At 62.2% G+C, this 25,349-nt stretch carries 24 protein-coding genes; 13 read left to right on the top strand and 11 right to left on the bottom strand.

Features of this window, described 5'->3' with window-relative positions; translation table 11 throughout:
* Positions 1–74: 74 nt before the first annotated feature.
* The 9 genes from NKJ20_RS13005 to NKJ20_RS12965 all read left to right on the top strand — a co-directional run bounded on the left by NKJ20_RS13005 (position 75) and on the right by NKJ20_RS12965 (position 9,628).
* Complete coding sequence (locus NKJ20_RS13005; RefSeq protein WP_352744430.1) at positions 75–1,316, top strand: phosphopentomutase; 1,242 nt, start codon at positions 75–77, stop codon at positions 1,314–1,316.
* The gene (gene mutM, locus NKJ20_RS13000) at positions 1,309–2,199 is read left to right on the top strand and encodes a bifunctional DNA-formamidopyrimidine glycosylase/DNA-(apurinic or apyrimidinic site) lyase (RefSeq protein WP_352448614.1); all 891 of its coding nucleotides are present in this window, start codon (positions 1,309–1,311) and stop codon (positions 2,197–2,199) included. Before NKJ20_RS13005 ends, mutM begins: the two co-directional genes overlap by 8 nt.
* Positions 2,200–2,223: 24 nt before the next feature.
* On the top strand, positions 2,224–2,997 hold the full coding sequence (locus NKJ20_RS12995) for an enoyl-CoA hydratase (RefSeq protein ID WP_352448613.1): 774 nt from the start codon (positions 2,224–2,226) through the stop codon (positions 2,995–2,997).
* A 160-nt stretch (positions 2,998–3,157) separates the two neighbouring features.
* The gene (gene rpsT, locus NKJ20_RS12990) at positions 3,158–3,424 is read left to right on the top strand and encodes a 30S ribosomal protein S20 (RefSeq protein WP_023676922.1); all 267 of its coding nucleotides are present in this window, start codon (positions 3,158–3,160) and stop codon (positions 3,422–3,424) included.
* 915 nt (positions 3,425–4,339) lie between these two features.
* Positions 4,340–5,812 carry a chromosomal replication initiator protein DnaA gene (gene dnaA, locus NKJ20_RS12985; protein ID WP_352744427.1) on the top strand — a complete coding sequence of 491 codons (1,473 nt, stop codon included), beginning with the start codon at positions 4,340–4,342 and terminating at the stop codon, positions 5,810–5,812.
* Positions 5,813–6,011: 199 nt separating this feature from the next.
* Positions 6,012–7,130 (top strand): DNA polymerase III subunit beta, encoded by a 1,119-nt coding sequence (gene dnaN, locus NKJ20_RS12980; protein ID WP_023676920.1) that lies wholly within the window; start codon positions 6,012–6,014, stop codon positions 7,128–7,130.
* 26 nt (positions 7,131–7,156) lie between these two features.
* Positions 7,157–8,305, top strand: coding sequence for a DNA replication/repair protein RecF (gene recF, locus NKJ20_RS12975; RefSeq protein ID WP_352455124.1), 1,149 nt, complete (start codon positions 7,157–7,159; stop codon positions 8,303–8,305).
* Positions 8,306–8,381: 76 nt separating this feature from the next.
* The gene (locus NKJ20_RS12970) at positions 8,382–9,143 is read left to right on the top strand and encodes a molybdopterin-synthase adenylyltransferase MoeB (RefSeq protein ID WP_031211813.1); all 762 of its coding nucleotides are present in this window, start codon (positions 8,382–8,384) and stop codon (positions 9,141–9,143) included.
* The gene (locus NKJ20_RS12965; protein WP_352744423.1) at positions 9,140–9,628 is read left to right on the top strand and encodes a GNAT family N-acetyltransferase; all 489 of its coding nucleotides are present in this window, start codon (positions 9,140–9,142) and stop codon (positions 9,626–9,628) included. The genes NKJ20_RS12970 and NKJ20_RS12965 overlap by 4 nt, the downstream gene beginning before the upstream one ends.
* Positions 9,629–9,692: 64 nt before the next feature.
* Here the strand turns inward: NKJ20_RS12965 and NKJ20_RS12960 are convergent, their stop codons facing one another.
* Positions 9,693–10,694, bottom strand: a complete 1,002-nt coding sequence (locus NKJ20_RS12960) for a 2-hydroxyacid dehydrogenase (RefSeq protein ID WP_352455122.1) — start codon at positions 10,692–10,694, stop codon at positions 9,693–9,695.
* A 156-nt stretch (positions 10,695–10,850) separates the two neighbouring features.
* Between NKJ20_RS12960 and NKJ20_RS12955 the strand changes: the two genes are divergently transcribed.
* Positions 10,851–11,408, top strand: a complete 558-nt coding sequence (locus tag NKJ20_RS12955; RefSeq protein ID WP_023676915.1) for an SH3 domain-containing protein — start codon at positions 10,851–10,853, stop codon at positions 11,406–11,408.
* An 80-nt stretch (positions 11,409–11,488) separates the two neighbouring features.
* On the opposite strand, the gene NKJ20_RS12950 is transcribed toward NKJ20_RS12955, so the two are convergent.
* Positions 11,489–11,848: a DUF4260 domain-containing protein gene (locus NKJ20_RS12950; protein WP_352680480.1), complete on the bottom strand. Its 360-nt coding sequence runs from the start codon at positions 11,846–11,848 to the stop codon at positions 11,489–11,491.
* A 10-nt stretch (positions 11,849–11,858) separates the two neighbouring features.
* Positions 11,859–12,290 (bottom strand): iron response transcriptional regulator IrrA, encoded by a 432-nt coding sequence (gene irrA / locus NKJ20_RS12945; protein WP_023676913.1) that lies wholly within the window; start codon positions 12,288–12,290, stop codon positions 11,859–11,861.
* A 240-nt stretch (positions 12,291–12,530) separates the two neighbouring features.
* Between irrA and fabA the strand changes: the two genes are divergently transcribed.
* From fabA to fabI, 3 genes are all read left to right on the top strand, one after another.
* Complete coding sequence (gene fabA / locus NKJ20_RS12940; protein ID WP_023676912.1) at positions 12,531–13,049, top strand: 3-hydroxyacyl-[acyl-carrier-protein] dehydratase FabA; 519 nt, start codon at positions 12,531–12,533, stop codon at positions 13,047–13,049.
* A gap of 122 nt (positions 13,050–13,171) precedes the next feature.
* A complete protein-coding gene (gene fabB, locus NKJ20_RS12935; protein WP_352448609.1) occupies positions 13,172–14,392 on the top strand; it encodes a beta-ketoacyl-ACP synthase I in 1,221 nt (406 codons plus the stop codon).
* Between the two features lie 13 nt (positions 14,393–14,405).
* Entirely contained in the window at positions 14,406–15,218 is an 813-nt protein-coding gene (gene fabI / locus NKJ20_RS12930; RefSeq protein WP_023676910.1) for an enoyl-ACP reductase FabI, read from the top strand.
* A 36-nt stretch (positions 15,219–15,254) separates the two neighbouring features.
* On the opposite strand, the gene NKJ20_RS12925 is transcribed toward fabI, so the two are convergent.
* The 8 genes from NKJ20_RS12925 to NKJ20_RS12890 form a co-directional block, all read right to left on the bottom strand.
* On the bottom strand, positions 15,255–16,268 hold the full coding sequence (locus tag NKJ20_RS12925) for a class I SAM-dependent methyltransferase (RefSeq protein ID WP_352744420.1): 1,014 nt from the start codon (positions 16,266–16,268) through the stop codon (positions 15,255–15,257).
* An 89-nt stretch (positions 16,269–16,357) separates the two neighbouring features.
* The gene (gene pnp / locus NKJ20_RS12920; protein WP_352448607.1) at positions 16,358–18,505 is read right to left on the bottom strand and encodes a polyribonucleotide nucleotidyltransferase; all 2,148 of its coding nucleotides are present in this window, start codon (positions 18,503–18,505) and stop codon (positions 16,358–16,360) included.
* A gap of 407 nt (positions 18,506–18,912) precedes the next feature.
* A complete protein-coding gene (gene rpsO, locus NKJ20_RS12915; RefSeq protein WP_280940423.1) occupies positions 18,913–19,224 on the bottom strand; it encodes a 30S ribosomal protein S15 in 312 nt (103 codons plus the stop codon).
* Between the two features lie 140 nt (positions 19,225–19,364).
* Positions 19,365–20,459, bottom strand: a complete 1,095-nt coding sequence (gene corA, locus NKJ20_RS12910) for a magnesium/cobalt transporter CorA (protein WP_352680483.1) — start codon at positions 20,457–20,459, stop codon at positions 19,365–19,367.
* Between the two features lie 134 nt (positions 20,460–20,593).
* Positions 20,594–21,553 carry a tRNA pseudouridine(55) synthase TruB gene (truB, locus tag NKJ20_RS12905; RefSeq protein WP_352744417.1) on the bottom strand — a complete coding sequence of 320 codons (960 nt, stop codon included), beginning with the start codon at positions 21,551–21,553 and terminating at the stop codon, positions 20,594–20,596.
* Positions 21,553–21,978, bottom strand: a complete 426-nt coding sequence (rbfA, locus tag NKJ20_RS12900; protein ID WP_352448604.1) for a 30S ribosome-binding factor RbfA — start codon at positions 21,976–21,978, stop codon at positions 21,553–21,555. The genes truB and rbfA overlap by 1 nt, the downstream gene beginning before the upstream one ends.
* A 123-nt stretch (positions 21,979–22,101) precedes the next feature.
* The gene (gene infB, locus NKJ20_RS12895; protein WP_352589066.1) at positions 22,102–24,669 is read right to left on the bottom strand and encodes a translation initiation factor IF-2; all 2,568 of its coding nucleotides are present in this window, start codon (positions 24,667–24,669) and stop codon (positions 22,102–22,104) included.
* Positions 24,666–25,316 (bottom strand): RNA-binding protein, encoded by a 651-nt coding sequence (locus tag NKJ20_RS12890; RefSeq protein ID WP_352455116.1) that lies wholly within the window; start codon positions 25,314–25,316, stop codon positions 24,666–24,668. The genes infB and NKJ20_RS12890 overlap by 4 nt, the downstream gene beginning before the upstream one ends.
* Between the last annotated feature and the right edge of the window lie 33 nt (positions 25,317–25,349).

Genomic DNA, 25,349 nt, shown 5'->3' with positions numbered 1-25,349 from the left:
TGGGTTTCCGAATTGCCAATGGCGGCGCGGAACCCTATGTCTGAGCCAACGCACAGGCAATGATGAACCTTTCGATGGCACGCGCCTTCCTTTTTGTCCTCGACTCCTTCGGCATCGGCGGCGCGGCCGATGCCGAACGTTATGGCGACACCGGCTCCAATACGTTCGCACACATCGCGCGGGCCTGCGCAGAAGGCCGCGCCGATCGCGAAGGCCTGCGTGCCGGACCCCTTCTTGTACCAAACATGCTCGCGCTCGGCCTCGGCCAGGCCGCGGCAACGGCGACGGGTTTCAGGTTCGAGAATGCCGGCAGTGCGCCGCTTGCCGCCGCCTTTCACGGCGCGGCCCAAGAGGTTTCGAGCGGCAAGGACACGCCATCGGGCCATTGGGAAATAGCCGGCCTGCCGGTCCGTTTCGACTGGGGTTACTTCCCAGACAAGATTCCCGCCTTTCCGGCCGAGTTGACCGAAGCAATGGTGCGTGAAGGGAAGGTGCCTGGCATCCTCGGCAATTGCCATGCTCCGGGCACCGAGATTATCGAACGGTTCGGCGAAGACCACATCCGCACCGGCAAGCCGATCTGCTACACCTCGATCGACTCCGTCCTGCAGATCGCCGCGCATGAGGTTCATTTCGGCCTGCAACGGCTTTACGAGTTCTGCAAAGTGGTGCGCAGGCTCGTCGATCCGCTGAATATCGGCCGCGTCATCGCGAGGCCGTTTATCGGTGAAACCGCCGCCACGTTCGAGCGAACGCATAATCGTCGCGACTATGCCGTACCGCCGCCGGAACCGACGCTGCTCGATCGGCTGACGGCGCGCGGCAGCCGGGTTATCGCGATCGGCAAGATCGGCGACATTTTCGCCCATCGGGGGATCTCGGAAGTCCGCAAGGCTGCCGGCAACATGGCGATGTTCGACAAAACGCTTGGTGCCATGGAAGACGCCCGCGACAGCGACCTCGTCTTCGCGAACTTTGTCGACTTCGACACCGAGTTCGGGCATCGGCGCGACGTTGCGGGATATGCCGCCGCACTCGAAGCTTTCGACCGGCGCCTGCCCGAGGCATTCGCACGGCTGAGGCCAGGCGATCTGCTCATTTTGACCGCCGATCACGGCAACGATCCGACGTGGCGCGGCACCGACCACACGCGCGAGCGTATTCCGATTATCGGGACACGGCCGGGTTTCAAAGGCGCAGACATCGGACTGAGGACAACATTTGCCGACATCGGCGAAACCGTGGCCGAACATCTCGGGCTGGCGCGCGGCCGTTACGGCACCTCCTTCCACGCCACGATAGGTGGCCATGCCTGAGCTGCCGGAGGTAGAGACAGTCAGGCGCGGTCTGCAGCCGGCCCTTGAAGGTGCCCGCATTGTCGGTGTCGAGGCACGCCGGCCGGATTTGCGGTTTCCGTTCCCCGAGAGATTTTCGGAGCGGCTGACCGGCAAGACGATTGCGGCGCTCGGCCGCCGTGCCAAATATCTGACAATGCACATGGACAACGGCCCGGTTCTGATCTGCCATCTCGGCATGTCGGGTTCGTTTCGCATCGAAACGGCCGACGAGAGCGCAACGCCCGGCGCGTTCCACCACGAACGTTCGAAAAACACTGCTCACGATCACGTCGTCTTCGACATCGCATCCCCTGCCGGCGTCCGCTCTCGCGTGATCTTCAACGACCCGCGCCGCTTCGGGTTCATGCTGTTTTCGGAAGGCGAGCCCGACATGCATCCGATGCTGGCGGGATTAGGCGTCGAGCCTACAGGCAACGCACTGGACGGCGCGCTGCTCGCTTCGTTGCTGAAAGGTCGCAAGTCACCGCTGAAAGCGGCACTTCTGGACCAGAGGCTGATTGCCGGGCTAGGCAATATCTACGTCTCGGAAGCGCTTTGGCGGGCCGGCCTGTCGCCGCTGCGCGAAGCGGGCACCCTCGCGAGAGCCGGCAAGAAAGCCAAAGAGCAGAGCGAACGCCTGGCCGAAGCAATCCGCTCGGTCGTCGCCGATGCGATCGCCGCCGGCGGCTCGTCGTTGCGCGATTATATGCAGACCGATGGATCGCTGGGCTACTTCCAGCATTCCTTCGCGGTTTACGATCGCGAGGGGGAAGCCTGCTCCAAGCCTGGTTGTGGCGGCCACATCGAGCGTATCGTGCAAAGCGGTCGTTCGACTTTCCACTGCCGGGCCTGTCAGGCTTGAACCAGAAGCGAGGAGGAGCAAAGCATGGGCTATGAAACCATCATCGTCGAAACCCGCGGCAAGGTCGGGCTGATTACGCTGAACCGGCCGCAGGCGCTCAACGCGCTGAATTCACAAGTGCTGGCGGAACTGGTCGCGTCGGTGAATAGCATGGGCGCCAATGCCGACATCGGCGCCATGGTCATCACTGGTTCGGAAAAGGCTTTCGCGGCAGGTGCCGATATCAAGGAAATGCAGTCCATCTCCTATGTGGATGCCTATCTGCAGGATTTCTTCGTCGGCTGGGAAGAATTTACGCGGGCACGAAAGCCGATCATCGCGGCGGTGGCGGGCTATGCGCTGGGGGGCGGCTGCGAACTGGCGATGATGTGCGACTTCATCATCGCCGCCGACACCGCCAAGTTTGGCCAACCCGAGATCACGCTGGGCGTCATGCCCGGCATGGGCGGATCGCAGCGCCTGACCCGCTTTGTCGGCAAGTCGAAGGCGATGGATATGTGCCTGACGGGTCGAATGATGGACGCAGCCGAGGCCGAGCGTTCCGGCCTTGTCTCGCGCGTGGTGCCAGCCGGCGAGTTGATCGAGGAAGCGCTTAAGGCAGCGTCCAAGATCGCTGGTTTTTCCTTGCCGTCGGTGATGATGGCAAAGGAGGCCGTCAACCGCGCCTATGAGACGACGCTCACCGAGGGTCTGCGGTTCGAGCGCCGGCTATTTCATTCGCTGTTTGCGCTGGATGACCAGAAGGAAGGCATGGCGGCCTTCAGCGGCAAGCGGAAGCCGAATTTCACGAACCGATGAGATGACGAAGGCGCCGGTCAAAAAGAAATCGCTGCAGCGTTGACGCGCCGGAAAAGCTGAACTATAAGCCGCACCAACCGAGGCGGCCCTGTGGCTGCCCGTTTGTTTTTTGCGCCCTGCGGTATCCCGCAAGCGCCCACCAGATCAGAAGAGAGGCACCATGGCCAATACCTCCTCGGCCAAAAAGGCAACGCGCAAGATCGCCCGTCGCGCAGCGATCAACAAGAACCGCCGCTCCCGCGTCCGGACCTACATCCGCCAGGTCGAAGAGGCGCTCGCGGCTGGCGACAAGGCGGCCGCACAGGCTGCCTTCAAGGTGGCCGAGCCGGAATTGATGCGCGCCGCGACCAAGGGCGTGGTGCACAAGAACACGGCATCGCGCAAGGTGTCGCGGTTGGCCCAACGGGTCAAGGTGCTGTCGGCCTAATATACCTTTTCCTGAACTGCGCTTCTTCAAACCCGGCCAATCGCGCCGGGTTTTTTTCGTTTGCCGGCAAGTACTTAAAAGAAAGCCCGCAAAATGGCGCTCCGGGTGCATTTCAAAGTTCGAAATGCTTTGCCGGCATATACATGCCCGCTGATATTCGGAGCCTTCGAAACTGCCAATGCGAAAATTTCCGAGCGTCACAGATTACCTTTTCTTTTCAGAAGCTTACCGATGGTGATCCACAGCTTGTTCACATCAGCTGCGGCCGATAGGCGACAATTGGCTGTCAAGTGAATTATTTCAGAAAATTTCGCGTTGTGTGGCCTTTTTCATATTCGCCGGAAAAGGGTTTGAATCACAATGGCTTTGTCAAAATCAACTGTTGCAGCATGGCGTTCGAAACGTCCCTTGCTAGTCAGATTCCTTAAAAATCCGTTAGGGGTGGCCTTGCCCTATCCACAGCGATTTCGGTAATGTCTGTCCATCGAAGGGACGGGCCCTTGGCCCTTGACCAGCCTGAAACCGGCCAGCTCAAATTGGCAGAGTTTACACCGCGGATTCAACTCCGCGGACGGGGTTGGTTTGTCTTTTCGATACGGTAGGGGACTGGCGTAATTGTACATGGCAGGTCGACGGTGCGCCGGCGGTTTTTCGCCGGACGGCATTTTGTTGCCCTGACATGACCAAAGCGGATCGGCTCTTCGGCGCCGGACCGACAACGAGGCGATTCATCAGCCGGCGGCGGCGATGGTGTCGCAGCGAAGACACGGTCGCCGGAAACATGGATGCAGGAGGCGCATCCCCGGCGGAAAACAGGTACAAGAGACAAGGAACTCGATCATGCAGAGCGGCGGCATCGAAAGGGAGCTTACAGGCGACCTCCCATTTCCTGGAACGTTAATCGGAAGGAACGACATGGCGGCTTCCAATGAAGCTGAACAGAAGTTCGATCGGGTCAAGGCCCAGTTGAAGGCGCGTCTGGGAACCGAGGTCTATTCGAGCTGGTTCGGGCGCATGAAGGTCGCTGAATCCTCTAAGGGCATTGTCCGCATCTCAGTGCCAACCGCATTCCTGCGTTCATGGATCAACGGCCACTATCTCGATCTCATCACCGAGTTGTGGAAGCACGAGGATCCGGAGATCCTCAAGATCGAGATCGTGGTTCGCACCGCCACACGGCAGGGCCGCAACAGCGTCGAGCCAGAAGTGGCCCCGGCGCGCAAGATGACCAGGCAGACGCAAACCGCGCTCTCTGCGGGCACGGCGAGCCCCAGCAGGGTCGAACGGGTCCCGGTACCCCGCCCGGGGATGCCGGCAGAAACCGAGTTCCGGCACAATGTTCTCGGTTCGCCACTCGATCCACGCTATACTTTCACCTCCTTCATCGAAGGACCATCGAACCGAGTGGCTTTTGCCGCGGCCAAGGCGGTCGCGGAATCGCAGTCGAGCGCGGTGCGTTTCAATCCGCTCTTTCTTCACGCGACGGTCGGGCTGGGCAAAACGCACCTGTTGCAGGCGATCGCCGCAGAATCGCTGAAGCAGAATCCGAAATCGCGGGTCGTCTATCTGACGGCTGAGTATTTCATGTGGCGGTTCGCCACCGCGATCCGCGACAACAACGCACTGACGCTGAAAGAACAGCTGCGCGACATCGACCTCCTCATCATCGACGACATGCAGTTCCTGCAGGGCAAGTCGATCCAGCACGAATTCTGCCATTTGATCAACATGCTGCTCGACAGCGCCAAGCAAGTGGTGGTCGCTGCCGACCGGCCGCCGTCGGAATTGGAGTCGCTGGAGCCACGCGTCCGCTCGCGCCTCAACGGCGGCGTCGCGCTGGAAATGTCAGCCCCGGATTTCGCCATGCGTATCGGTATGCTCAAGCTCAGGCTTGCCACCGCCAAGCTCGATGATGCGTCGCTCGATATTTCCGAAGAGATCCTCAACCACGTCGCCCGCACTGTGACCGGCAGCGGACGCGAGCTCGAAGGTGCCTTCAACCAGCTTTTGTTTCGTCAATCCTTCGAACCGCAGATCACCATCGACCGCATCGACGAGATCCTTGGCCACATCTATCGTTCGGGCGAACCCAAGCGGGTGCGTATCGAGGACATCCAGCGCATCGTCGCGCGCCACTACAACGTGTCGAAGACCGAACTTCTGTCCAACCGGCGCACACGCACCGTCGTCAAGCCACGGCAGGTCGCCATGTATCTGTCGAAGGTGATGACGCCGCGCTCGCTGCCGGAGATCGGGCGGCGGTTCGGCGGTCGTGACCATACGACCGTGCTGCATGCGGTGCGCAAGATCGAGGATCTTTCCGGTGCCGACAACACACTGGCGCAGGAACTCGAATTGCTGAGAAGGCTGATCAACGACCAGGCCTGACGGCCCGAAAAACGCCGGCTCGCCGACTCCGGCCTTTTTATCCCCAGAAAGCCCGTGCAGCCGGTCCGAACCGGTGGCGCGGGCTTGCGTTTGCCGGGTTTTTCCTGTCAGTTTACGCAGATTCTGAGCCTGTTCAGACCTTTCGCGGGGCGCCGCTTGCCGGAGACCCGTTCATTCATTCAAGCGAGCCTGTTTCGTCATGCGTGTTATCCTGGAACGGTCAAATCTCCTGAAGTCGCTCAACCATGTTCACCGCGTGGTCGAGCGGCGCAATACCATTCCGATCCTGTCGAACGTGCTGCTCAGCGCCGAGGGGGCCAGCCTTGAAATGAAGGCGACCGACCTCGACCTGGAGGTGACCGAAGCAACGCCGGCAAAGGTCGAACGTGGCGGGGCGACGACGGTCCCGGCACATCTGCTCTACGACATCGTGCGCAAGCTTGCCGACGGCGCGGAGGTGGCGCTGAAGACCGACGAAGACGGCAACGCCATGACGGTGACGTCGGGGCGCTCGAGCTTCCGCCTGCAATGCCTGCCGCAGTCCGACTTTCCCGAGCTTTCAGCCGGGTCGTTCTCGCATATTTTCCGGCTCGATTCCGTCGGACTAAAGGGCCTCATCGAAAAGACCCAGTTCGCCATCTCGACCGAGGAGACGCGCTATTATCTGAACGGCATTTATCTGCACACGCACGAGGCCGGCGGCAAGCTGAAGCTGCGCTCTGTCGCGACCGACGGCCACCGGCTGGCGCGCGCCGAGATCGATGCGCCGGCAGGCTCTGAGGGCATGCCTGGCGTCATAATCCCGCGAAAGACGGTCAGCGAGCTGCAAAAGCTGGTCGACGATCCCGATGTTGCAGTCACTACCGAGCTGTCCGACACCAAGATCCGTTTCACCATCGGCAGCGTTATCTTGACCTCCAAGCTGATCGACGGCACTTTCCCGGACTACCAGCGCGTCATTCCGACCGGCAACGACAAGAAGCTGATTATCGATCGCCAGAGTTTCGCCGCTGCCGTCGATCGCGTTTCGACCATTTCGTCCGAACGCGGCCGGGCGGTGAAGCTTTCGATCGCCGAAGGGCAGGTCACGCTTGCGGTCAACAACCCGGATTCGGGCAGTGCCACCGAGGAACTGGCGGCCGACTATTCGTCCGATCCGATCGAAATCGGCTTCAACGCCAAATACCTGCTCGACGTTGCCGCGCAACTGACCGGCACGGAGGCGAAGTTCATGCTGGCGGATGCCGGTTCCCCGACGCTGATCCACGATATGGCCGACGAGACCGCGCTCTACGTGCTGATGCCGATGCGGGTGTAGGGCCCGAACGGGGCCATCTTGCTGTCGTGACCAGATCTGCAAAACCGCAGCAGACGCACATAAGTAAGCTCACACTTACTAATTTCCGCAACTATGCGGCGTTGGCAATAGACCTTGATCCCGGCGCTGTCGTTTTCTCCGGCGACAATGGCGCCGGCAAGACCAATCTGCTTGAAGCGATCTCGCTGCTCACGCCGGGCCGCGGCCTGCGCCGCGCACCCTATTCCGAGGTGGCGCGCGAAGGCGGCGACGGTGGGTTTGCGCTGCATGCCCGGCTTGACGGGCCGGAAGGCCAGGTCGAGATCGGTACCGGAATATCGGGCAGCGACGGCGAAGCCGGCCGGCGGGTGCGGATCAACGGCGCGACGGCACGCTCAGCCGAAGACATGCTGGAATGGCTGCGCGTGGTCTGGCTGACACCGGCCATGGACGGCCTGTTCCCCGGGCCGGCTGCCGACCGCCGGCGCTTCCTAGACCGGCTGGTGCTGGCGATCGATCCTGGCCACGGCCAGCGCGCGCTTGACTACGAAAAGGCAATGCGCGGCCGCAACAGACTGCTCGCCGACGGTTCACGCGACGGTGCCTGGTTCGATGCGATCGAGATGCAAATGGCCGAGACCGGCGTGGCGATTGCCGCGGCGCGTGCCGAACTGGTGCGCCTGCTCGCCGCCATGATCGACCGGCTGCCCGGCGACGGACCGTTTCCGCAAGCCGACATCGGCATCTCTGGCGAACTGGAAGGCGAACTCGGTATTTTGCCGGCCGTCGACGTAGAGGAACGGTTCCGTCGTGCGCTTGCCCAGGGGCGCGACCGCGACCGCACCGCCGGACGCACGCTCGACGGCCCGCACCGTTCCGACCTCGTGGTGCGCCACCGGCCCAAGGCGATGCCGGCCGAGCTCTGTTCGACCGGCGAGCAGAAGGCGCTGCTGGTCGGCATTGTCTTGTCGCATGCGCGGCTAACCGGCGAGATGTCGGGCATGACACCGATCCTGCTGCTCGACGAGATCGCCGCCCATCTCGACGGCGGTCGACGGGCGGCCTTGTTCTCGATCCTGGAGGAACTAAACTGCCAGGCCTTCATGACCGGGACCGATGCCGCGTTGTTTGACAGCCTCAAGGGACGCGCGCAATTCCTGACCGTCGATCACGGCACGGTCAGGCCGACCATTTGAACTTGGTTCATGGCGCACTTCTGAGCGGCATGCATTGATACCTGACAAGCTTTTTCCTCCGCTATATGGTCCGGCGATGATCACAGCCGCCCTCACCGATGAAGAGCTCGAACGCTACGCCCGCCACATCGTGCTGCCCGAGATCGGCGGCGCCGGCCAGCAGCGGCTGAAGCGGGCGCGGGTGCTCGTCATTGGCGCCGGCGGATTGGGTGCGCCGGTGCTCGAATATCTCGCCGCCGCAGGGATTGGCACTCTCGGTATCGTCGACGACGACATCGTTTCGCTTTCCAACCTGCAACGACAAGTGATCCACGCCACGGGCGATGTCGGGGTGGCGAAAACCGACAGCGCCAGAGCGGCGATCATCCGCATCAATCCAAACGTCGTCGTGGAAGAGCACAATTTCAGGCTGACCGTGGACAACGCCCCTACCCTCATTGCCCGTTATGACATCGTCGTTGACGGCTCCGACAATTTCGAGACACGCTACGCGGTGGCCGACGCCTGCGCCGCGGAAAGCCGGCCGCTCGTGCATGCCGCCGTTGGCCGCTTCGACGGCTCGGTCACCGTACTGAAGCCATTCGAAACCGGCCCGGACGGCAAGTTGAACCCAAGCTACCGCGATCTCTTTCCCGAGGCGCCGCCGCCGGGACTGGTGCCATCCTGCGCGGTGGCCGGCATTGTCGGCGCGCTGACCGGGGTCATCGGCACGCTGCAAGCCATGGAAGCGATCAAGCTGATCACCGGGATTGGCGAGCCGCTGGTCGGACGACTGCTGCTCTACGATGCGCTGGCGGCACGCTTCGACACGATCCGCTACAAGCGAACCAGCCCGTGAGCCTGCCTGCCGACGTTTCCATCGTGCAGCTTGCGGCCGATTTCGACCGTTGGGACGAGGTGCTGGCGCTGGTCATGCGCGCCTTCGCCTTTATGGACGGGGTTATTGACCCGCCGTCCTCGGTGCATCGGCTCACCGTTGAAAATCTCAGGGCTAGAGCGCTGGAGGAAACAGCATTCCTGGCGCTGAAGGAAAACGAGATCGTCGGTTGCGTCTTCATCCTGAAGCGCGCAGACGAGCTCTATGTTGGAAAGCTCGCGGTCGAGCCGGTTCTTCAGGGACAAGGCATTGGAAAACAGCTGATGCAGGCCGTCGAAGATCTTGCCCGCAGCCACAACAGGACCGCCATCGAGCTCCAGACGCGGGTCGAGCTGACCGGAAATCACGCAGCCTTTGCCCGCCTCGGTTTTCGTGAAACCGAACGGACAGCGCACAAGGGCTACGACCGGCCGACCTCAATCACCATGCGCAAGGCGTTTTCGTAAGCCAAAGCTATCCAACGACGAACGCGCGGTTGCCGCGGCAAGACCGTGCCGGCGTGACGGCAGGTCACGCCCTCAACGGCAGCACGCGGTCGGGCGGGCGATGACCATCGAAGAAGGCGCGGATATTGATGATCACCTTCTCGCCCATGTCGACACGGCCTTCGAGCGTCGCCGAACCCATATGCGGCAACAGCACGACCTTGCCTTTGTGGGCAAGCTTCAGCAGCTTGCTGTTCAGCGCCGGCTCGTGCTCGTAGACGTCGAGGCCGGCGCCAGCGATCTTGCCGTCATGGATGAGCTTGACCAGCGATTCCTCATCGATGATATCGCCGCGCGCGGTGTTGACTATGTAAGCTGACGGTTGCAGAAGCGCCAGCCGCCGTGCCGAAAGCAGGTGGAAGGTTGCCGGTGTCGATGGACAATTGACCGAGATAATGTCCATGCGGGCGAGCATCTGGTCAAGGCTTTCCCAATACGTCGCTTCCAACTCGTCCTCGATTGCCGGCAGTACGCGGTGGCGGTTGTGGTAGTGGATCGAGAGGCCAAACGCCTTGGCGCGCCTGGCGACAGCGGTGCCGATGCGACCCATGCCGACAATGCCGAGCCGTTTGCCCCAAATGCGCCGGCCGAGCATCCAGGTCGGCGACCAGCCCGCCCATTTCTTATCGCCGGTCAGCACGTTGGCGCCTTCGGCCAGCCGCCGCGGTACGGCCAGCATCAGCGCCATGGTCATGTCGGCCGTATCTTCGGTCAACACGTTCGGCGTGTTGGTGACGGTGATGCCTTTCTTGGCCGCTGCCGCAACGTCGATCTTGTCGACGCCATTACCGAAGTTGGCGATCAGCTTGAGGTTGTCGCCGGCCTGGGCAATCAGCGCCGCGTCGATATTGTCGGTCACAGTCGGCACCAGCACGTCGGCCTCCTTGACCGCCGCCACCAGTTCCGGCTGCGTCATCGGCCTGTCCTCCACATTCAAGCGGGCGTCGAACAACTCGCGCATGCGGGTCTCGACTACGTCGGGCAACTTGCGCGTGATGACGACGAGGGGCTTCTTTTTGCCTGTCATTGTTTCCTCGAACCCGATCTCGTTGAGACCTCTTTAACCAAGAACAGCGAAACTGAGAGCCGATCGCGGTACCGTCATCCATGTAACAAGCGGTTCCGCCGAAGACAAAGAAAAATGGGCGCGAAGGCCGATGGGCGGGCGCCGAAAGGAACGAAAGTGTCTGGTTTCGCGTCGCTCCGCCTGACCCTCAGTGCAGCATTCCTCGGCGCTCTCATCCATAGCCCACTGGTGATGGCGCAAAGTGCCGCCGCACCCGCCCAGAGCGTCACGCTCGGACCAAGCGGCTTGCCGCTGCCGCGCTTCGTCAGCCTGAAATCCGGCCGCGTCAACTCGCGCGTTGGGCCGGGCGTCAATTATTCCGTCGACTGGATGTATATGAAGCCAGGCCTGCCGATGGAGATCATCCAGGAGTTCGATACGTGGCGCCGTGTGCGCGATGCCGACGGCTCGGAGGGCTGGATCAATCAGTCGCTGCTTTCGGGCCGTCGCACGGCGATCGTCGCCCCCTGGCAGCGCGGCAAGGACGCTCGCGTCAACCTCCTTGACGACCCGGCAAAAGATGCAGGCGTCATCGCGATCCTCGAACCGGGGGTGATGGGCACGATCAAGTCCTGCGATGGCCAGTGGTGCGAAATGACCTTCGACGGCCATACCGGCTGGCTCGCGCAGTCGCTGGTCTGGGGTGCCTATCCCGGCGAAAAGGTCAAGAACTGACTTTCCGAACCGGAGGTCGGGCCAGCGCTGCAAGCGCCGGATCCGGCATTTGTTCCGCTGATCTTCGGTTCGGGGATGGTTTAGCGGCCGATGCGGCCGAGATGGGTATCCTGGAAACTGCTTGACAGCTTCAAACCATAGCCCAGAGCGCGGTCGATGGCGATGTGGGCGATCCAGATCAGCGCGACAGCTACCGCCATTGCATTGTCAAAGACGCTGCCGACAAGCGCCAGCAGAACGGGCAAGATCAGTATGTGCAAGGCGTTGTAGGCGACCGCCCCGACGCGCGGCCCGGCCATGTAACCCAGCATCGACAGGTCGGGCGCCAGAATGAGCACGGCAAACAGCCACCAGGAAACACCGGCGATTGCATAGAAGACAAGAGCCGCCACCGCGACAGCGACCCATTCGAGCCGGAGCGTCAAATCCAGGAATTTCATAAGGCGCCGGTCAGTCGCAGCGTTTCGGACGCAGTCTCACCACGATATCGACATTGGCGATCTCCATGCCCTCCGGCGGTTCCGGCAGGTTGGAAACCGTCACCGGGCCGCTGTCGATATCGAAGATCCTGTTTTCGCCCTCGATATAGAAATGATGGTGATCGGAGGTGTTGGTGTCGAAATAAGTCTTCGATCCCTCGACGGCAAGGATGCGCAGAAGACCGGCCTGGGTAAACTGGTGCAGAGCATTGTAGACGGTGGCCAGAGACACCGGCACCCCGGCGGCAAGCGCCTCCTCGTGCAGTTCCTCGGCCGAAAGATGGCGGTCGCCCTTGGCGAAAAGCAGATCGGCCAGCGCGATGCGCTGGCGTGTCGGCCTCAGACCGGCCTCGCGAACGCGCTTGTCCACAGCGACATTATCCTTCCGGCAACCCAGATCCATGTATCCGTCGCGCTCACAGTTCCGCCTCAGACAGGTCCAAAATGGCAGAAATTGAGCATCTGCCGAAACCGGACGTGTCCTGACATATATTCTGTCGACCGAATGCGATCAATAGCGCGCATTGACCCGGGCAGACGGGCAGGTTAAGCGCAAGCGCCGGTTTCCGGCCTGAAACAGATTGTGTTAGGAAACCACCGACAAGGGCGCCTATCGCCCGGGACGATCACGGGGACGAGATTGATGGCGGGTTCGAAATCCAGCTACGGTTACGAGGAATTGCTTGCCTGCGCCCGCGGCGAGCTGTTCGGACCGGGAAATGCGCAGCTGCCCTATCCGCCGATGCTGATGTTCGACCGCATCACCGAGATCAGCGAGACCGGCGGTGCGTTCGACAAGGGTTTCATCCGCGCGGAATTCGATATCAAGCCGGATTTGTGGTTTTTCGCCTGCCATTTCATCGGTAATCCGATCATGCCAGGATGCCTAGGCCTGGACGCCATGTGGCAGTTGACGGGGTTCTATCTCGGATGGCTCGGTGAACCCGGCAAAGGGATGGCGCTGTCGACCGGTGAGGTGAGGTTCAAAGGCATGGTCACGCCTTCGGTCAAGAAGGTGGAGTATGGCGTCGACTTCAAGCGCGTGATGCGCGGTCGGCTTGTGCTTGGCATCGCCGATGGCTGGCTGAAGGCAGATGGCGAGCCCATATACGCGGCAACGGATCTGAAGGTCGGTCTGTCCAAGCAATCGGCCGCCGTCTGAACGAAGACCCTACAGTACGACGTCTCGGACGTCTGATGAACGCTGTAGCACTTTAATTTTGCGCATGGTTCCATTCCGGAAATTGATTTCAGGTTCGGGGTCGGCGCTGGAAGGAGTTGCGAATGAGACGGGTCGTAGTCACAGGTCTCGGCATCGTGTCGTCGATAGGCAACAATGCCAACGAGGTGCAGACCTCGTTGCACGATGCCAGATCCGGCATCAGCTTCTCCGACTCTTTCGCCGAGCATGGCTTCCGTTGCCGGGTGTGGGGTGCGCCGACGCTGGACCCATCGGGCATGATCGACCGTCGCGCCATGCGCTTCCTGTCGCAGGGTGCTGCCTGGAACCATGTCGCAATGGACCAGGCGATCGCAGACGCCGGCCTCGACGAGGCCGACATCACCAACGAGCGCACCGGTATCGTGATGGGCTCCGGCGGACCGTCGACCCGTGCAATCGTCGAGGCGGCCGAGACCACGGTCAAAAACGGCAGCCCCAAGCGGATCGGGCCGTTCGCAGTGCCAAAAGCGATGTCGTCGACCGCGTCGGCGACGCTTGCCACCTGGTTCAAGATCCACGGCGTCAACTATTCGATCTCATCGGCCTGCTCGACGTCTGCGCATTGCATCGGCAATGGCTACGAGCTGATCCAGTGGGGCAAGCAGGACATCGTCTTCGCCGGCGGCCATGAGGATCTCGACTGGACGATGTCGGATCTCTTCGATGCCATGGGCGCCATGTCGTCCAAGTTCAACGACAGGGCATCGGTCGCCTCACGCGCCTACGACGTCGATCGCGACGGTTTCGTCATTGCCGGCGGCGCCGGCGTGCTGATTCTTGAAGAGCTCGAGCATGCCAAGGCACGCGGCGCCAAGATCTATGCCGAGATCGTCGGCTATGGCGCGACATCGGACGGCTACGACATGGTGGCGCCGTCGGGCGAAGGCGCGGCGCGCTGCATGAAGCAGGCGCTCGCAACGGTGTCCTCGCCGGTCGACTACATCAATACGCACGGCACCTCGACGCCGGTCGGCGACTCCAAGGAAATGGGCGCCATCCGCGAGGTGTTCGGCGAGAAGATGCCTTTCATCACGTCGACCAAATCGCTAACCGGCCATTCTCTGGGCGCCGCCGGCGTGCAGGAATCGATCTACTCGATCCTGATGATGCAAGGCGGCTTCATCGGCGAGAGCGCCCACATTGAGAACCTCGATCCGGAATTCGAGGGCATGCCGATCGTGCGCAAGCGCATCGACGATGCAAGGATCGACACCGTTTTGTCCAATTCGTTCGGTTTCGGTGGCACCAACGCAACGCTGATTTTCCAGCGCTATTCCGCATAAGGATTTGCCGACCATGGACGGATTGATGAAGGGCAAGCGCGGGCTTGTCATGGGTGTTGCCAACGATCATTCGATCGCCTGGGGTATCGCCCGCAAACTGTCCGAACATGGCGCGGACCTCGCCTTCACCTATCAGGGCGAGGCCTTCGGGCGCCGGGTCAAGCCGCTCGCCGAGAAATTGGGCGCATCCCTGGTGGTGCCTTGCGACGTCGAGGACAGCGTGTCGGTCGCCGCGACTTTCGAGACTTTGGGGAAGGCGTGGGGCGGGCTGGATTTCGTCGTCCATGCCATCGGCTTTTCCGACAAGAACGAGCTGAAAGGCCTCTACGCCGACACGAGCCGCGACAACTTCATCCGCACCATGGTGATCTCCTGCTACTCCTTCACCGAGATCGCCCGTCACGCCGCCACATTGATGAAGGATAGCGGTTCGATGATCACGCTGACCTATGCCGGCTCGGTCCGTGTCATGCCGAACTACAACGTTATGGGTGTCGCTAAGGCGGGGCTGGAGGCCAGCGTCCGCTATCTCGCCAACGACTACGGCCCGCGCGGCATCAGGGTGAACGGCATATCGGCGGGACCGGTACGGACGCTTGCGGGCGCCGGGATTTCCGACGCACGCCACATGTTCTCCTACCAGCAGCGCAACTCGCCGCTACGCCGTACAGTGACGATCGACGAAGTCGGCGGCTCCGCGCTCTATTTGCTGTCCGACCTGTCCTCCGGCGTCACCGGCGAAATCCACTATGTCGATTCCGGCTATCACATCGTTTCCATGCCGACGCTTGACGAATTGAAGCAGACCGACGGCGGGCGGGAATAGCGCGAGCGACGTATCGCCGGCTTGCCCCGCAGGATTTCAGCGTCGCGCCGATAAGACCTTGAACATGCCGTCGCGGGCGAGCTCCGCATGGCTGGAGAAGGCGGCCGCCAGCACCGGTTCGTAGGGAAGCTGACGGTTTGCCACCATGAACAGCCGGCCGCCGGGCTTCAGCGCCTTGCCTGCCGCGCGGATCATGCCGGCACCGATTTCCGGCTCAGTCGCCCGGCTGCGGTGAAAGGGCGGGTTCATGACGACCACGTCGTAGCGGCGCTCGACCGGTTCGCTCAAAAGATCTATCCAGAAGAAATGTGGCTCCACGCCTGTGTTGCCGACATTGGCCTTGGCCGCCTCCAGCGCCTCGAAATCCGCTTCGTAAAGGTCAAGCGCCGATATGCCGGGTGAGCGGGCGGCGACTTCGGCGGCGACATAGCCCCAACCGGCACAGAAATCCGCAACGCTGCCACGCAGATCGTTGGGCAGATTTTCGACCAGCAGCTTCGATCCGGCATCGATCTTGTCGAAGGAAAACATGCCTGGGGCCGTGCGGAAGCGGTCCTCGACCACCAAGTCCGGATTGGCGGCGCGAAGCGTTGCCGCGGCAACGGTATCGGCCGGCCGGCGAAACCAGAAGGCAATGCCGTGATGCTTCGGCAGGTGGCCTTCGAGCGGCACAAGGGCGCCGACATGCTTGCGCAGGCTGGCGATTCCATCGTCCTTGCTGCCGGCGACGACGATCAACCCGCCTGGTGCTGCGCGTTCGACCGCTTCGGCAACGCGCAACTCGTTTTGGCCGCGATGGCGGCCAGCGAGCACAAATGCCGCGTCGAAAGCCTCGCCTTCGACCTGCGGCGTGACCGTGAAGCCGGACGCCTGCAAGGCGCGAAAGTGCGGCCTGAAGCCTTGGACAAGATGAAGCTTGGCATCAGACCCTTCCGGCAAGCGAAAGCCGGGCTCGGCACCGAGAAAGAGTATGCGTTCATCCTTTCGTGGCAGGGAAACAGCACCGGCCTCGAACGGATGGAAAAGCGTTTTCAGCGGCTCGGCGGACATTCACCACTCTTGAACTGCAAGGCTGTTGTTGAAACGCAAACGGGCGCGACCTTCCGGCGCGCCCGCTTCGATTGCATAGTTAGATCAGCTTAGGCGGCGTTTTCTTCGCCTTCGCTCTTCTTGTCGCGCACGATCTCCTTGCCGGTGGCCTGGTCGACGACCTTCATCGACAGGCGGACCTTGCCGCGCTCGTCGAAGCCCATCAGCTTGACCCAGACCTTGTCGCCTTCCTTGACCACATCGGAGGTCTTGGCGACACGATCATTGGCGAGCTGCGAGATGTGGACGAGACCGTCACGCGGACCGAAGAAATTGACGAAAGCGCCGAAGTCGGCGGTCTTGACGACCGTGCCTTCGTAGATTTCACCGACTTCCGGCTCGGCGACGATGGTGTGTATCCACTTCTTCGCCGCCTCGATCTCCTTGGCGTTGGCCGAAGCGATCTTGACCGTGCCGTCGTCCTCGATGTTGATCTTGGCGCCGGTCTTTTCGACGATCTCGCGGATGACCTTGCCGCCCGAGCCGATCACGTCGCGGATCTTGTCGGTCGGGATGTGCATGACCTCGATGCGCGGCGCGAACTCGCCGAGCTCGGCACGTGCGCCGGACAGCGCGTGGGCCATTTCGCCGAGAATGTGCTGACGGCCATCCTTGGCCTGGTCGAGGGCGATCTTCATGATCTCCTCGGTGATGCCCTCGATCTTGATGTCCATCTGCAGCGAGGTGATGCCGTAGGCGGTGCCGGCAACCTTGAAGTCCATGTCGCCGAGGTGGTCCTCGTCGCCAAGAATGTCGGAGAGCACGGCGAAGCGCCCGCCTTCCTTGATCAGGCCCATTGCAATACCGGCGACCGGCTTGGCCAGCGGCACGCCCGCGTCCATCAGAGCCAGCGAGGTGCCGCAGACGGTAGCCATCGACGACGAGCCGTTGGACTCGGTGATCTCCGAAACGACGCGCAACGTATAGGGGAACTGGTCGGCGGTCGGAAGCATCGGCCGGATGGCGCGCCAGGCGAGCTTGCCATGGCCGATTTCGCGGCGGCCCGGCGAACCCATGCGGCCGGTTTCACCGACCGAATAGGGAGGGAAGTTGTAGTGCAGGAGGAACTTCTCCTTGTACATGCCGGTCAACGAATCGACATACTGCTCGTCCTCGCCGGTGCCGAGCGTGGCGACGACCAATGCCTGGGTCTCGCCGCGAGTGAACAGCGCCGAGCCGTGCGTGCGCGGCAGGACGCCGACTTCCGAGACGATCTTGCGGACCGTCTTCAGGTCGCGGCCGTCGATGCGCGAGCCGGTGTCGAGGATGTTCCAGCGCACGACCTTGGCCTGGAGTTCCTTGAACACGGTGCCGATCTGTTCGGACGTGTATTTGGCCTCTTCGCCTTCTGCCGGCGCGAACGCGGCCTTGACCTTCGCCTTGACGGCGTCGACGGCGGCATAGCGCTTTTGCTTGTCGGTGATCTTGTAGGCGTCGCGAAGCTCGCCTTCGACGATCTTGAGCATCTCGGCTTCAAGTGCGGAATAGTCCGGCGCGGTGAAGTCGCGCGGGTCCTTTGCCGCGACTTCAGCCAGCTTGATGATCGCGTCGATCACCGGCTGGAAGCCCCTGTGGCCGAACATGACGGCGCCGAGCATAAGGTCCTCGCCGAGTTCCTTGGCTTCGGACTCGACCATCAGCACGGCGTCGGCGGTGCCGGCGACGACCAGGTCGAGCTTCGATTCCTGCATCTCGTCGACATGCGGGTTGAGCACATATTCGCCGTTGATGTAGCCGACGCGGGCGCCGCCAACCGGGCCCATGAACGGCACGCCGGACAAGGTCAGGGCGGCGGAGGTGGCGACGATCGACAGGATGTCCGGGTCATTTTCGAGATCGTGCTGGACGACGGTGACGACGATCTGGGTGTCGTTCTTGTAGCCTTCGGCGAAGAGCGGCCGGATCGGGCGGTCGATCAGGCGGGAAACCAGCGTTTCCTTCTCGCTCGGACGGCCTTCACGCTTGAAATAGCCACCCGGGATCTTGCCGGCCGCGTAAGTCTTCTCCTGGTAGTTGACCGTCAGCGGGAAGAAATCGAGGCCGGGTTTCGGCTCTTTCATCGAGACGACGGTGGCGAGAACCTTGGTTTCGCCGTAGGTGGCCAGCACCGCGCCATCAGCCTGACGTGCGATCTTGCCGGTTTCGAGAATGAGCGGACGGCCGCCCCATTCGATTTCCACTTTGTGGTAATTGAACATGTCTTGTCCTTCGTATGCGGAAAGGGCCGCGCCGTTTCAGCGTGCGCGGATGCCCCTTTCCCTTGGCTTCCTTTCTCGGGCAGCCACGGGCAAGACAACGGGAAGCTCGGCTATTCAGCGCATTTGCCGCACGAGCGTCCTGCAATCCTGCCCCATGACCGTCCATGGGCGGTTTCGAGCGGCCCTCTGCTGTTTCGAAACCGGGTTGGCCAATCGATCCGAGTGGCCTTGCGCGTGAACCCGAAAACCAGGTTTTCGGAAAATATCCTGCGCAAATCTAAACTTCAGAGCGTCCTTTGCGCATCCAAACCGATGCGCGGCGCTCTACTTCCTTCATGGAGCCTTGGATGACCCGATGCTCCAATGCGCGACCGGCGGGCTCTCGAAAGAACCCGCCGGTCAATTCGTCAACGGCGCAGACCGAGCTTCTCGATCAGCGTCTGATAGCGCGCGTCGTCCTTGCGCTTGAGATAATCAAGCAGGCTGCGGCGCTGGGAAACGAGAGCGAGCAGACCACGGCGGGAATGGTTATCCTTCTTGTGGTCCTTGAAATGGTCGGTCAGGTTCTTGATGCGCTCCGAAAGGATGGCCACCTGGACTTCCGGAGACCCGGTATCGCCCTTGGCGGTTGCGAATTCGCCCATCAATTCCTTCTTGCGTTCGGCAGTAATCGACATCGTGTTTTTCCTTGTCTGTTTGAGGAAACGGGACGCCCTCAGCCGGGATGTCGTCCAGCAGGGGCCGGTGCAAGCAACGCGTCAAAGCGCGAGGCTGCGGCGCATATAGTGCAATTCCGACAAAAAGGCCAGCCTAATTCACAAGCCGGCTTTTTGCTGCATAAACGGGCACTTCCGCCTAGTCAGAGCCATTTCTTCCATTTGAAGTACGCAAAGAGCCCGACCGCAACAAGCGCCATGAAGACGAGCGACAGGGGATAGCCGTAATAGGCTTTCAGCTCCGGCATGTTCCAGGGCGAGGTGTCGGGGTCGAAATTCATGCCCCATACGCCGACGAGAAAGGTAAGCGGCATGAAGATCACCGAGACGATCGTCAGATAGCTGATGACGTCGTTGGTGCGCGCCTGGCTGAGCGACAAGTGCATCTCGATCAGGCCGGTCAGCATGTCGCGCTGGGTTTCGACCAGTTCGATCAATCGCAGCGAATGATCGAGCGTGTCGTTCAGAAATATCTTGGTTTCGGCCTTCACATAAGAGACGTCGTTGCGGATCATGGTCGCCAGCGCGTCGCGCATCGGCCAAAGCACGCCCTTCAGCACATTGGCATCGCGCCGCAATTCGTGAAGCTGCCGCATCTGATGCTTGTGCGCCTGGTTCAGCATCTGGTCCTCAATGCTGTCGACCAATTCGCCGGCAGCCTCGATCGGCGGGAAATAGCTGTCGACGATGGCGTCGATCAAAGCATAGGCGAGATAGTCGGCGCCGCGCGAGCGCAAGCGGTTGGGCACCGAGCTTGCGATCCGCTTGCGTACGGGATCGAACGGGTCGCCTTCGCGCTCCTGAAAGGTGACGACGAAGTTCCTGCCGAAGAAGACGGCGATCTGTTCGTAGCGATGCGCGGTGACATCGTCGATCATCCTGACGACGACAAAGGCATGGTCCTCGAAGAAATCCACCTTCGGCCGCTGGCCGGTGTTGACGACATCTTCCAGCGCCAACGGATGCAGGTTGAAGATCCGGCCGATCTCCTCGATCAGCTGGATGTTGGCGAGGCCTGTGCAATCGAGCCAGATAACCGGCCAATTGTGGCAATGGGTGTTGACGTCGTCGATGCTGGCATTGTCGATGGTCTTGAACTTTTCGGGCGAGATCAATGTCAGCCTGAGCTCGGAACGGCGTGCCGCCGGGTCGGCGATCAGCGTGCCGGGCGAGGCCCCGACGGGCGGCCTCCGTGTTTTGAGCGCCGCTCGTTTGTTGACCGTGTCAGCCTTTGCCATGTGCCCCCTCGAATGCAGCGTCGGTGCCGCGCATCCCTTCGGACGGCAAACGACGCCGTCGCCCTGTTGATTTAGCGCATGATCCTTTCCCAAAATAGAATCCGGTTTGGAGATCATGCGCCGGGCGACAGCTGTTACCCGACAAAGACCCGTTTTGGCTTGAACATGCCTTGCTCGATGGCGCCGATGGCGACCAGCTTGCCGCGCGCGGTGGCGCAGGCCTCCTCCGCTTCTACCGGCGCGTCACGGCCGCGAATGATGACCGGATTGCCGAGGCGGATTTTGGTTGCCGCATCGTCGCTGATCGCGACCTGCGGCAAGCATTCGAGCGCCGCGGCGGTGTCGACCAGAAGTGCATCGATGGCACCGAAGTCGATCGGCGCGTCCGCTGTTTGCGAGCCTTCCTCGCTCTGTTCGCCGAAGCGGGCGGCTTCCAGCTCGGCCAAGGTGACGAAATCTTCCTGCGTGAACGGCTCGACCTCGACCCGCCGCAGCTCGGCGATGTGACCAAAACAGCCAAGGTCGCGCCCCATGTCGCGCGCCAGCGAGCGGACATAGGTGCCCTTGCCGCATTCGACCTCGAAGATGGTGCGATCGGCCATGTGCTCGACCAGATCGAGCCGACCGATCTCAACCTCGCGTGGCGGAATGTCGATCGTCTCGCCATCGCGGGCAAGGTCGTAGGCGCGCTCGCCGGCGATCTTGATCGCCGAAAATTGCGGCGGCGTCTGCATGATGACGCCGGTATATTTCGAAAGCAGCGCCCGTACGTCGGCTTCCGCCGGACGGCGGTCCGAGCTTTTGGTCGCCGGGCCTTCGAGGTCGTCGGTCGAACGCTCCTCGCCCCAGGCAACCGTGAAGCGGTAGACCTTGGCGCCGTCCTGGACGTATGGCACGGTCTTGGTCGCTTCGCCGAGCGCGATCGGCAACATGCCGGACGCCAGCGGGTCGAGCGTGCCGGCATGGCCGGCTTTTTCCGCCTGGAACAGCCATTTGATCTTGGAGACGGCTTCAGTCGAGCCCATGCCGACCGGCTTGTCCAGTACCAGCCAGCCCGAGATCGGCCGGCCCTTCTTCTTGCCGCGACGCGCCACTATTCGCTGTCCTTCCGGTCGTCTTTGTCTTTGTCGTCGGCGCTGAGATCGCGCGCCACTTCGGGCGAGTGCAGCAATTCGTTGATCTTCTGGAAATTGTCGTAGCTGGTGTCGAGCCGGAAGCGGAATTCCGGCATGTACTTCATCTGCCGCAGCGCGCCGGAGACACGGCCGCGGACGAACTTCGCATGCTTGTTGAGCGCTTCGACCACCACGCCGGCATCCTTGGCGCCAAGCGGCGAGACGAAGGCGGTGGCGATCTTCAGATCGGGCGACATGCGCACTTCCGAGACCGAAACCACCGTGTTCTCGATCAGCGGATCGAGGATCTCGCCGCGCTGCAAGGTCTCGGACAGCGCATGGCGCACCTGCTCGCCGACACGCAGCATGCGCTGGGATGGGCCTGATGTGATTGAACGGGGCATTTTTCTCTATCCTGAAATCGTGGGGCGCGGGATAGGACCGCACCACATGTCTCATATGGTTTGGGCGGCGGTCTTTCGACCACCGCCCGGTCTCGATGGATGCCCGAACTCGAACGTTCGAGCTCAGAGCGTCCTGGTCACCATCTCGACGCGGAAGCACTCGATGACGTCGCCGACGCGCATGTCCTCGTAGTTCTGGAAGGCCATGCCGCATTCCTGGCCGCCCGGAACTTCCGAAACCTCGTCCTTGAAGCGCTTCAGGGTCTTCAGCGTGCCTTCGTGGATGACGACGTTGTCGCGGATCAGGCGCACGCCCGCACCACGCTCGACCTTGCCTTCGGTGACACGGCAGCCGGCGATCTTGCCGACCTTGGTGATGTCGAAGATCTCGAGGATCTCGGCATTGCCGATGAAGGTCTCGCGACGCTCCGGCGAGAGCAGGCCGGAGAGCGCCGCTTTCACATCATCGACCAGATTGTAGATGATCGAATAGTAGCGGATCTCGATGCCTGCCGCAGCCGCGGCTGCGCGGGCCTGCGCATTGGCGCGAACGTTGAAGCCGATGATCGCAGCCCCCGAAGTTTCCGCCAGCGACACGTCGCTTTCGGTAATGCCGCCAGCCCCCGCATGGACGATGCGGGCGCGCACCTCGTCGGTGCCGAGATTGTCGAGCGCGGCGTTGATCGCCTCGATCGAGCCCTGCACGTCGCCCTTGATAACCAGCGGGAATTCCTTCAGTCCGCTCGTCTGCAATTGCGACATCATCTGCTCCAGCGAACCGCGCTGGCCGGCATGCCTGGCAACCGCCTTCTCGCGTGCCAGACGCTGGCGGTATTCGGTGATCTCGCGGGCGCGGGCCTCGTTGTTGACCACGGCGAAGCGGTCGCCGGCCTGCGGCGTGCCTTGCAGGCCGAGCACCTCCACCGGCATTGCCGGCGGCGCTTCCTTGACCTGCTCGCCGCGATCATTGACGAGCGCGCGTACCCGGCCCCATTCGTTGCCGGCGACGAGAATGTCGCCCGGCATCAACGTGCCGGTCTGCACCAGCACGGTAGCGACTGGGCCGCGGCCCTTGTCGAGCTGGGCTTCGATGACCACGCCTTCGGCGGTGCGGTCCGGATTGGCCTTCAGGTCGAGGATTTCGGCCTGCAGCAGGATCGCTTCGAGCAACTTGTCGAGATTGATGCCCTTGGTCGCCGACACCTCGACATCCAGCACCTCGCCGCCCATGGATTCGACGAACACCTCGTGGCGCAGCAGCTCCGAACGCACCTTCTGCGGGTCGGCATCATGCTTGTCGATCTTGTTGATCGCCACAATGATCGGAACGCCGGCCGCCTTGGCGTGATTGATCGATTCGATCGTCTGCGGCATGACGCTGTCGTCGGCTGCCACCACGAGGATGGCGATATCGGTCGCCTGGGCACCGCGGGCACGCATCGCCGTGAAGGCGGCGTGGCCGGGCGTGTCGATGAAGGTAACCTTGTGACCGTTCTTCTCGACCTGATAGGCGCCGATATGCTGGGTAATGCCGCCGGCCTCGCCGGAGACGACGTTGGCATTGCGGATGGCATCGAGCAACGAGGTCTTGCCGTGATCGACATGGCCCATGATCGTTACCACCGGCGGACGCGGCTGCAGGTCCTCGGGACGATCGGCGATGTTGAACAAGCCCTCTTCGATGTCGGACTCGGCGACGCGGCGGACAGTGTGGCCAAATTCGGTGGCGACGAGTTCGGCCGTGTCGGCGTCGATGACGTCACCAGGCTTCAGGATCTGGCCCTGCTTCATGAAGAACTTGACCACGTCGACAGCGCGCTCGGACATGCGCTGCGCCAGCTCTTGGATGGTGATGGTTTCGGGCAGGATCACTTCACGCATGACTTTCTCGCGTGGCTCGTTATGCAACGCGCGCTTGAATTTCTCCTGACGGCGGCGCATCGACGAGAGCGAGCGGGCGCGCGCATCCTCGTCGGAAAGCGCCGAATTCAGCGTCAGCTTGCCGCGGCGGCGGTCTTCCTCGCCCTTGGTCGGTTTGGCCGGACGCGCCACTTCCGGCGTGACCAGACGGCGCACTGGTGCGCCGGCACCGGTCCGCTTCGGTTTGACCTCTTCCTCGTCATCGACTGTTGCCAGTTCGGCGGCGAGCGGCGCACGGCGGCGCGCCTCTTCCTCGGCACGGCGGCGGGATTCGGCCTCGGCTTGCAGCCGTGCCTCTTCCTCGGCCTGACGGCGAGCCGATTCCTCGCGCTCGCGGCGGCGGCGCTCTTCGTCCTCGCTGCGGCGCTTGGCTTCCTCGATGGCGCGCTGGCGATCCTCGACATCGCGGACCTTCGAGCCCTCGAGAGCCCGGCGGCGTGCTTCCATTTCCTGGCGCGACAACTCGTTCAGCACCATGCCGCCGCGTTCGACCGGCGGCGGAGGGGGAGGCGCCTTGGGAGCTTCCTGCACGGCAGGTGCTGCCGCGACCGGCTTCGGCGTGAAGACGGACACAGGCGCTGCCGCCGGCTCCGGCTTGTCGCCGGGCAGCGAGAACTTGCGCTTCTTGGTCTCGACGACCACCGACTTGGTGCGGCCGTGCGAGAAGTTCTGGCGCACCGTGCCCTGTTCCATACCGGGGCGCTTCAGCGTCAAGGTCTTCTTCGGCGTAACACTCAGCGTCTTGTCGTCGCCCGATTTCGTATCGCTCATTCCATATCCTCTGCGGCATCATCTTCGTCAGCAACGGCCGCAAGCATTGCCAGATCGTCCGGGGAACCGCCCCGATATCGGTCGAGCGCAACCATGCGCTTCTGGACCGCCCTGCCCGCGTCTCCCGCGAGAACGGCAGCATGTATCACATTTGTACCCCCCAATGCCAAGCTCAACTCGGCCTCGGAGAAAAGTTTGTAAGCGCGGATCGCAGGCCCGCCGAGGTGGACGGTTGCCCGTCGCGCCTGGCTTATCTTGCGGACGCCATCGTCGGAAGCCTCGGTCGCGTGGAGCACGAAAAGTGCAAGTCCGCCGCGCACAGCGCTCTCGACCTTGGTCGCTCCGAGCGCTATGGCGCCCGCCTTGCGGGCCAGGCCAAGCATACCCAGAGCGGACCTGGAAAGCAGCGCGTCGACCATGCCGCCAAGATCGGCCGGCACGCTCACCTGCGCCTTAAAAGCACGGGCAAACAGGTTTTTGGCCGCCGCCTTTTCTATATGTAGGCGGTCGGCCGTCACCCAGCAACCGCGGCCGGGCAGGTTTCTCTTGATGTCCGGAACGACGGCCGAATCCGGGCCGACGACGAAACGGATCAGCTCATCCGGTTCGGCTTGCCTGCGCGTGACGATGCAGGTGCGATCGTTCATCTCGTCCAAGGGCGGGTTCGGTGCGATGCGGTT

The organism is Mesorhizobium sp. M0185 (assembly GCF_040322175.1).
GTDB lineage: Bacteria > Pseudomonadota > Alphaproteobacteria > Rhizobiales > Rhizobiaceae > Mesorhizobium.
This window is presented reverse-complemented; position numbering and strand designations above follow the sequence as displayed.

What these genes read in the sequence shown, in the direction of transcription:
- NKJ20_RS12960 (WP_352455122.1), bottom strand. Translation starts at nt 10,694, where the DNA reads ATGACAGGCAAAAAGAAGCCCCTCGTCGTCATCACGCGCAAGTTGCCC.
- fabB (WP_352448609.1), top strand. Translation starts at nt 13,172, where the DNA reads ATGAGACGGGTCGTAGTCACAGGTCTCGGCATCGTGTCGTCGATAGGC.
- mutM (WP_352448614.1), top strand. Translation starts at nt 1,309, where the DNA reads ATGCCTGAGCTGCCGGAGGTAGAGACAGTCAGGCGCGGTCTGCAGCCG.
- NKJ20_RS12995 (WP_352448613.1), top strand. Translation starts at nt 2,224, where the DNA reads ATGGGCTATGAAACCATCATCGTCGAAACCCGCGGCAAGGTCGGGCTG.
- rbfA (WP_352448604.1), bottom strand. Translation starts at nt 21,978, where the DNA reads ATGCCCCGTTCAATCACATCAGGCCCATCCCAGCGCATGCTGCGTGTC.
- NKJ20_RS12925 (WP_352744420.1), bottom strand. Translation starts at nt 16,268, where the DNA reads ATGTCCGCCGAGCCGCTGAAAACGCTTTTCCATCCGTTCGAGGCCGGT.
- NKJ20_RS12950 (WP_352680480.1), bottom strand. Translation starts at nt 11,848, where the DNA reads ATGAAATTCCTGGATTTGACGCTCCGGCTCGAATGGGTCGCTGTCGCG.
- infB (WP_352589066.1), bottom strand. Translation starts at nt 24,669, where the DNA reads ATGAGCGATACGAAATCGGGCGACGACAAGACGCTGAGTGTTACGCCG.
- dnaN (WP_023676920.1), top strand. Translation starts at nt 6,012, where the DNA reads ATGCGTGTTATCCTGGAACGGTCAAATCTCCTGAAGTCGCTCAACCAT.
- dnaA (WP_352744427.1), top strand. Translation starts at nt 4,340, where the DNA reads ATGGCGGCTTCCAATGAAGCTGAACAGAAGTTCGATCGGGTCAAGGCC.
- NKJ20_RS12890 (WP_352455116.1), bottom strand. Translation starts at nt 25,316, where the DNA reads ATGAACGATCGCACCTGCATCGTCACGCGCAGGCAAGCCGAACCGGAT.
- rpsT (WP_023676922.1), top strand. Translation starts at nt 3,158, where the DNA reads ATGGCCAATACCTCCTCGGCCAAAAAGGCAACGCGCAAGATCGCCCGT.
- corA (WP_352680483.1), bottom strand. Translation starts at nt 20,459, where the DNA reads ATGGCAAAGGCTGACACGGTCAACAAACGAGCGGCGCTCAAAACACGG.
- fabA (WP_023676912.1), top strand. Translation starts at nt 12,531, where the DNA reads ATGGCGGGTTCGAAATCCAGCTACGGTTACGAGGAATTGCTTGCCTGC.
- irrA (WP_023676913.1), bottom strand. Translation starts at nt 12,290, where the DNA reads ATGGATCTGGGTTGCCGGAAGGATAATGTCGCTGTGGACAAGCGCGTT.
- fabI (WP_023676910.1), top strand. Translation starts at nt 14,406, where the DNA reads ATGGACGGATTGATGAAGGGCAAGCGCGGGCTTGTCATGGGTGTTGCC.
- NKJ20_RS13005 (WP_352744430.1), top strand. Translation starts at nt 75, where the DNA reads ATGGCACGCGCCTTCCTTTTTGTCCTCGACTCCTTCGGCATCGGCGGC.
- pnp (WP_352448607.1), bottom strand. Translation starts at nt 18,505, where the DNA reads ATGTTCAATTACCACAAAGTGGAAATCGAATGGGGCGGCCGTCCGCTC.
- NKJ20_RS12970 (WP_031211813.1), top strand. Translation starts at nt 8,382, where the DNA reads ATGATCACAGCCGCCCTCACCGATGAAGAGCTCGAACGCTACGCCCGC.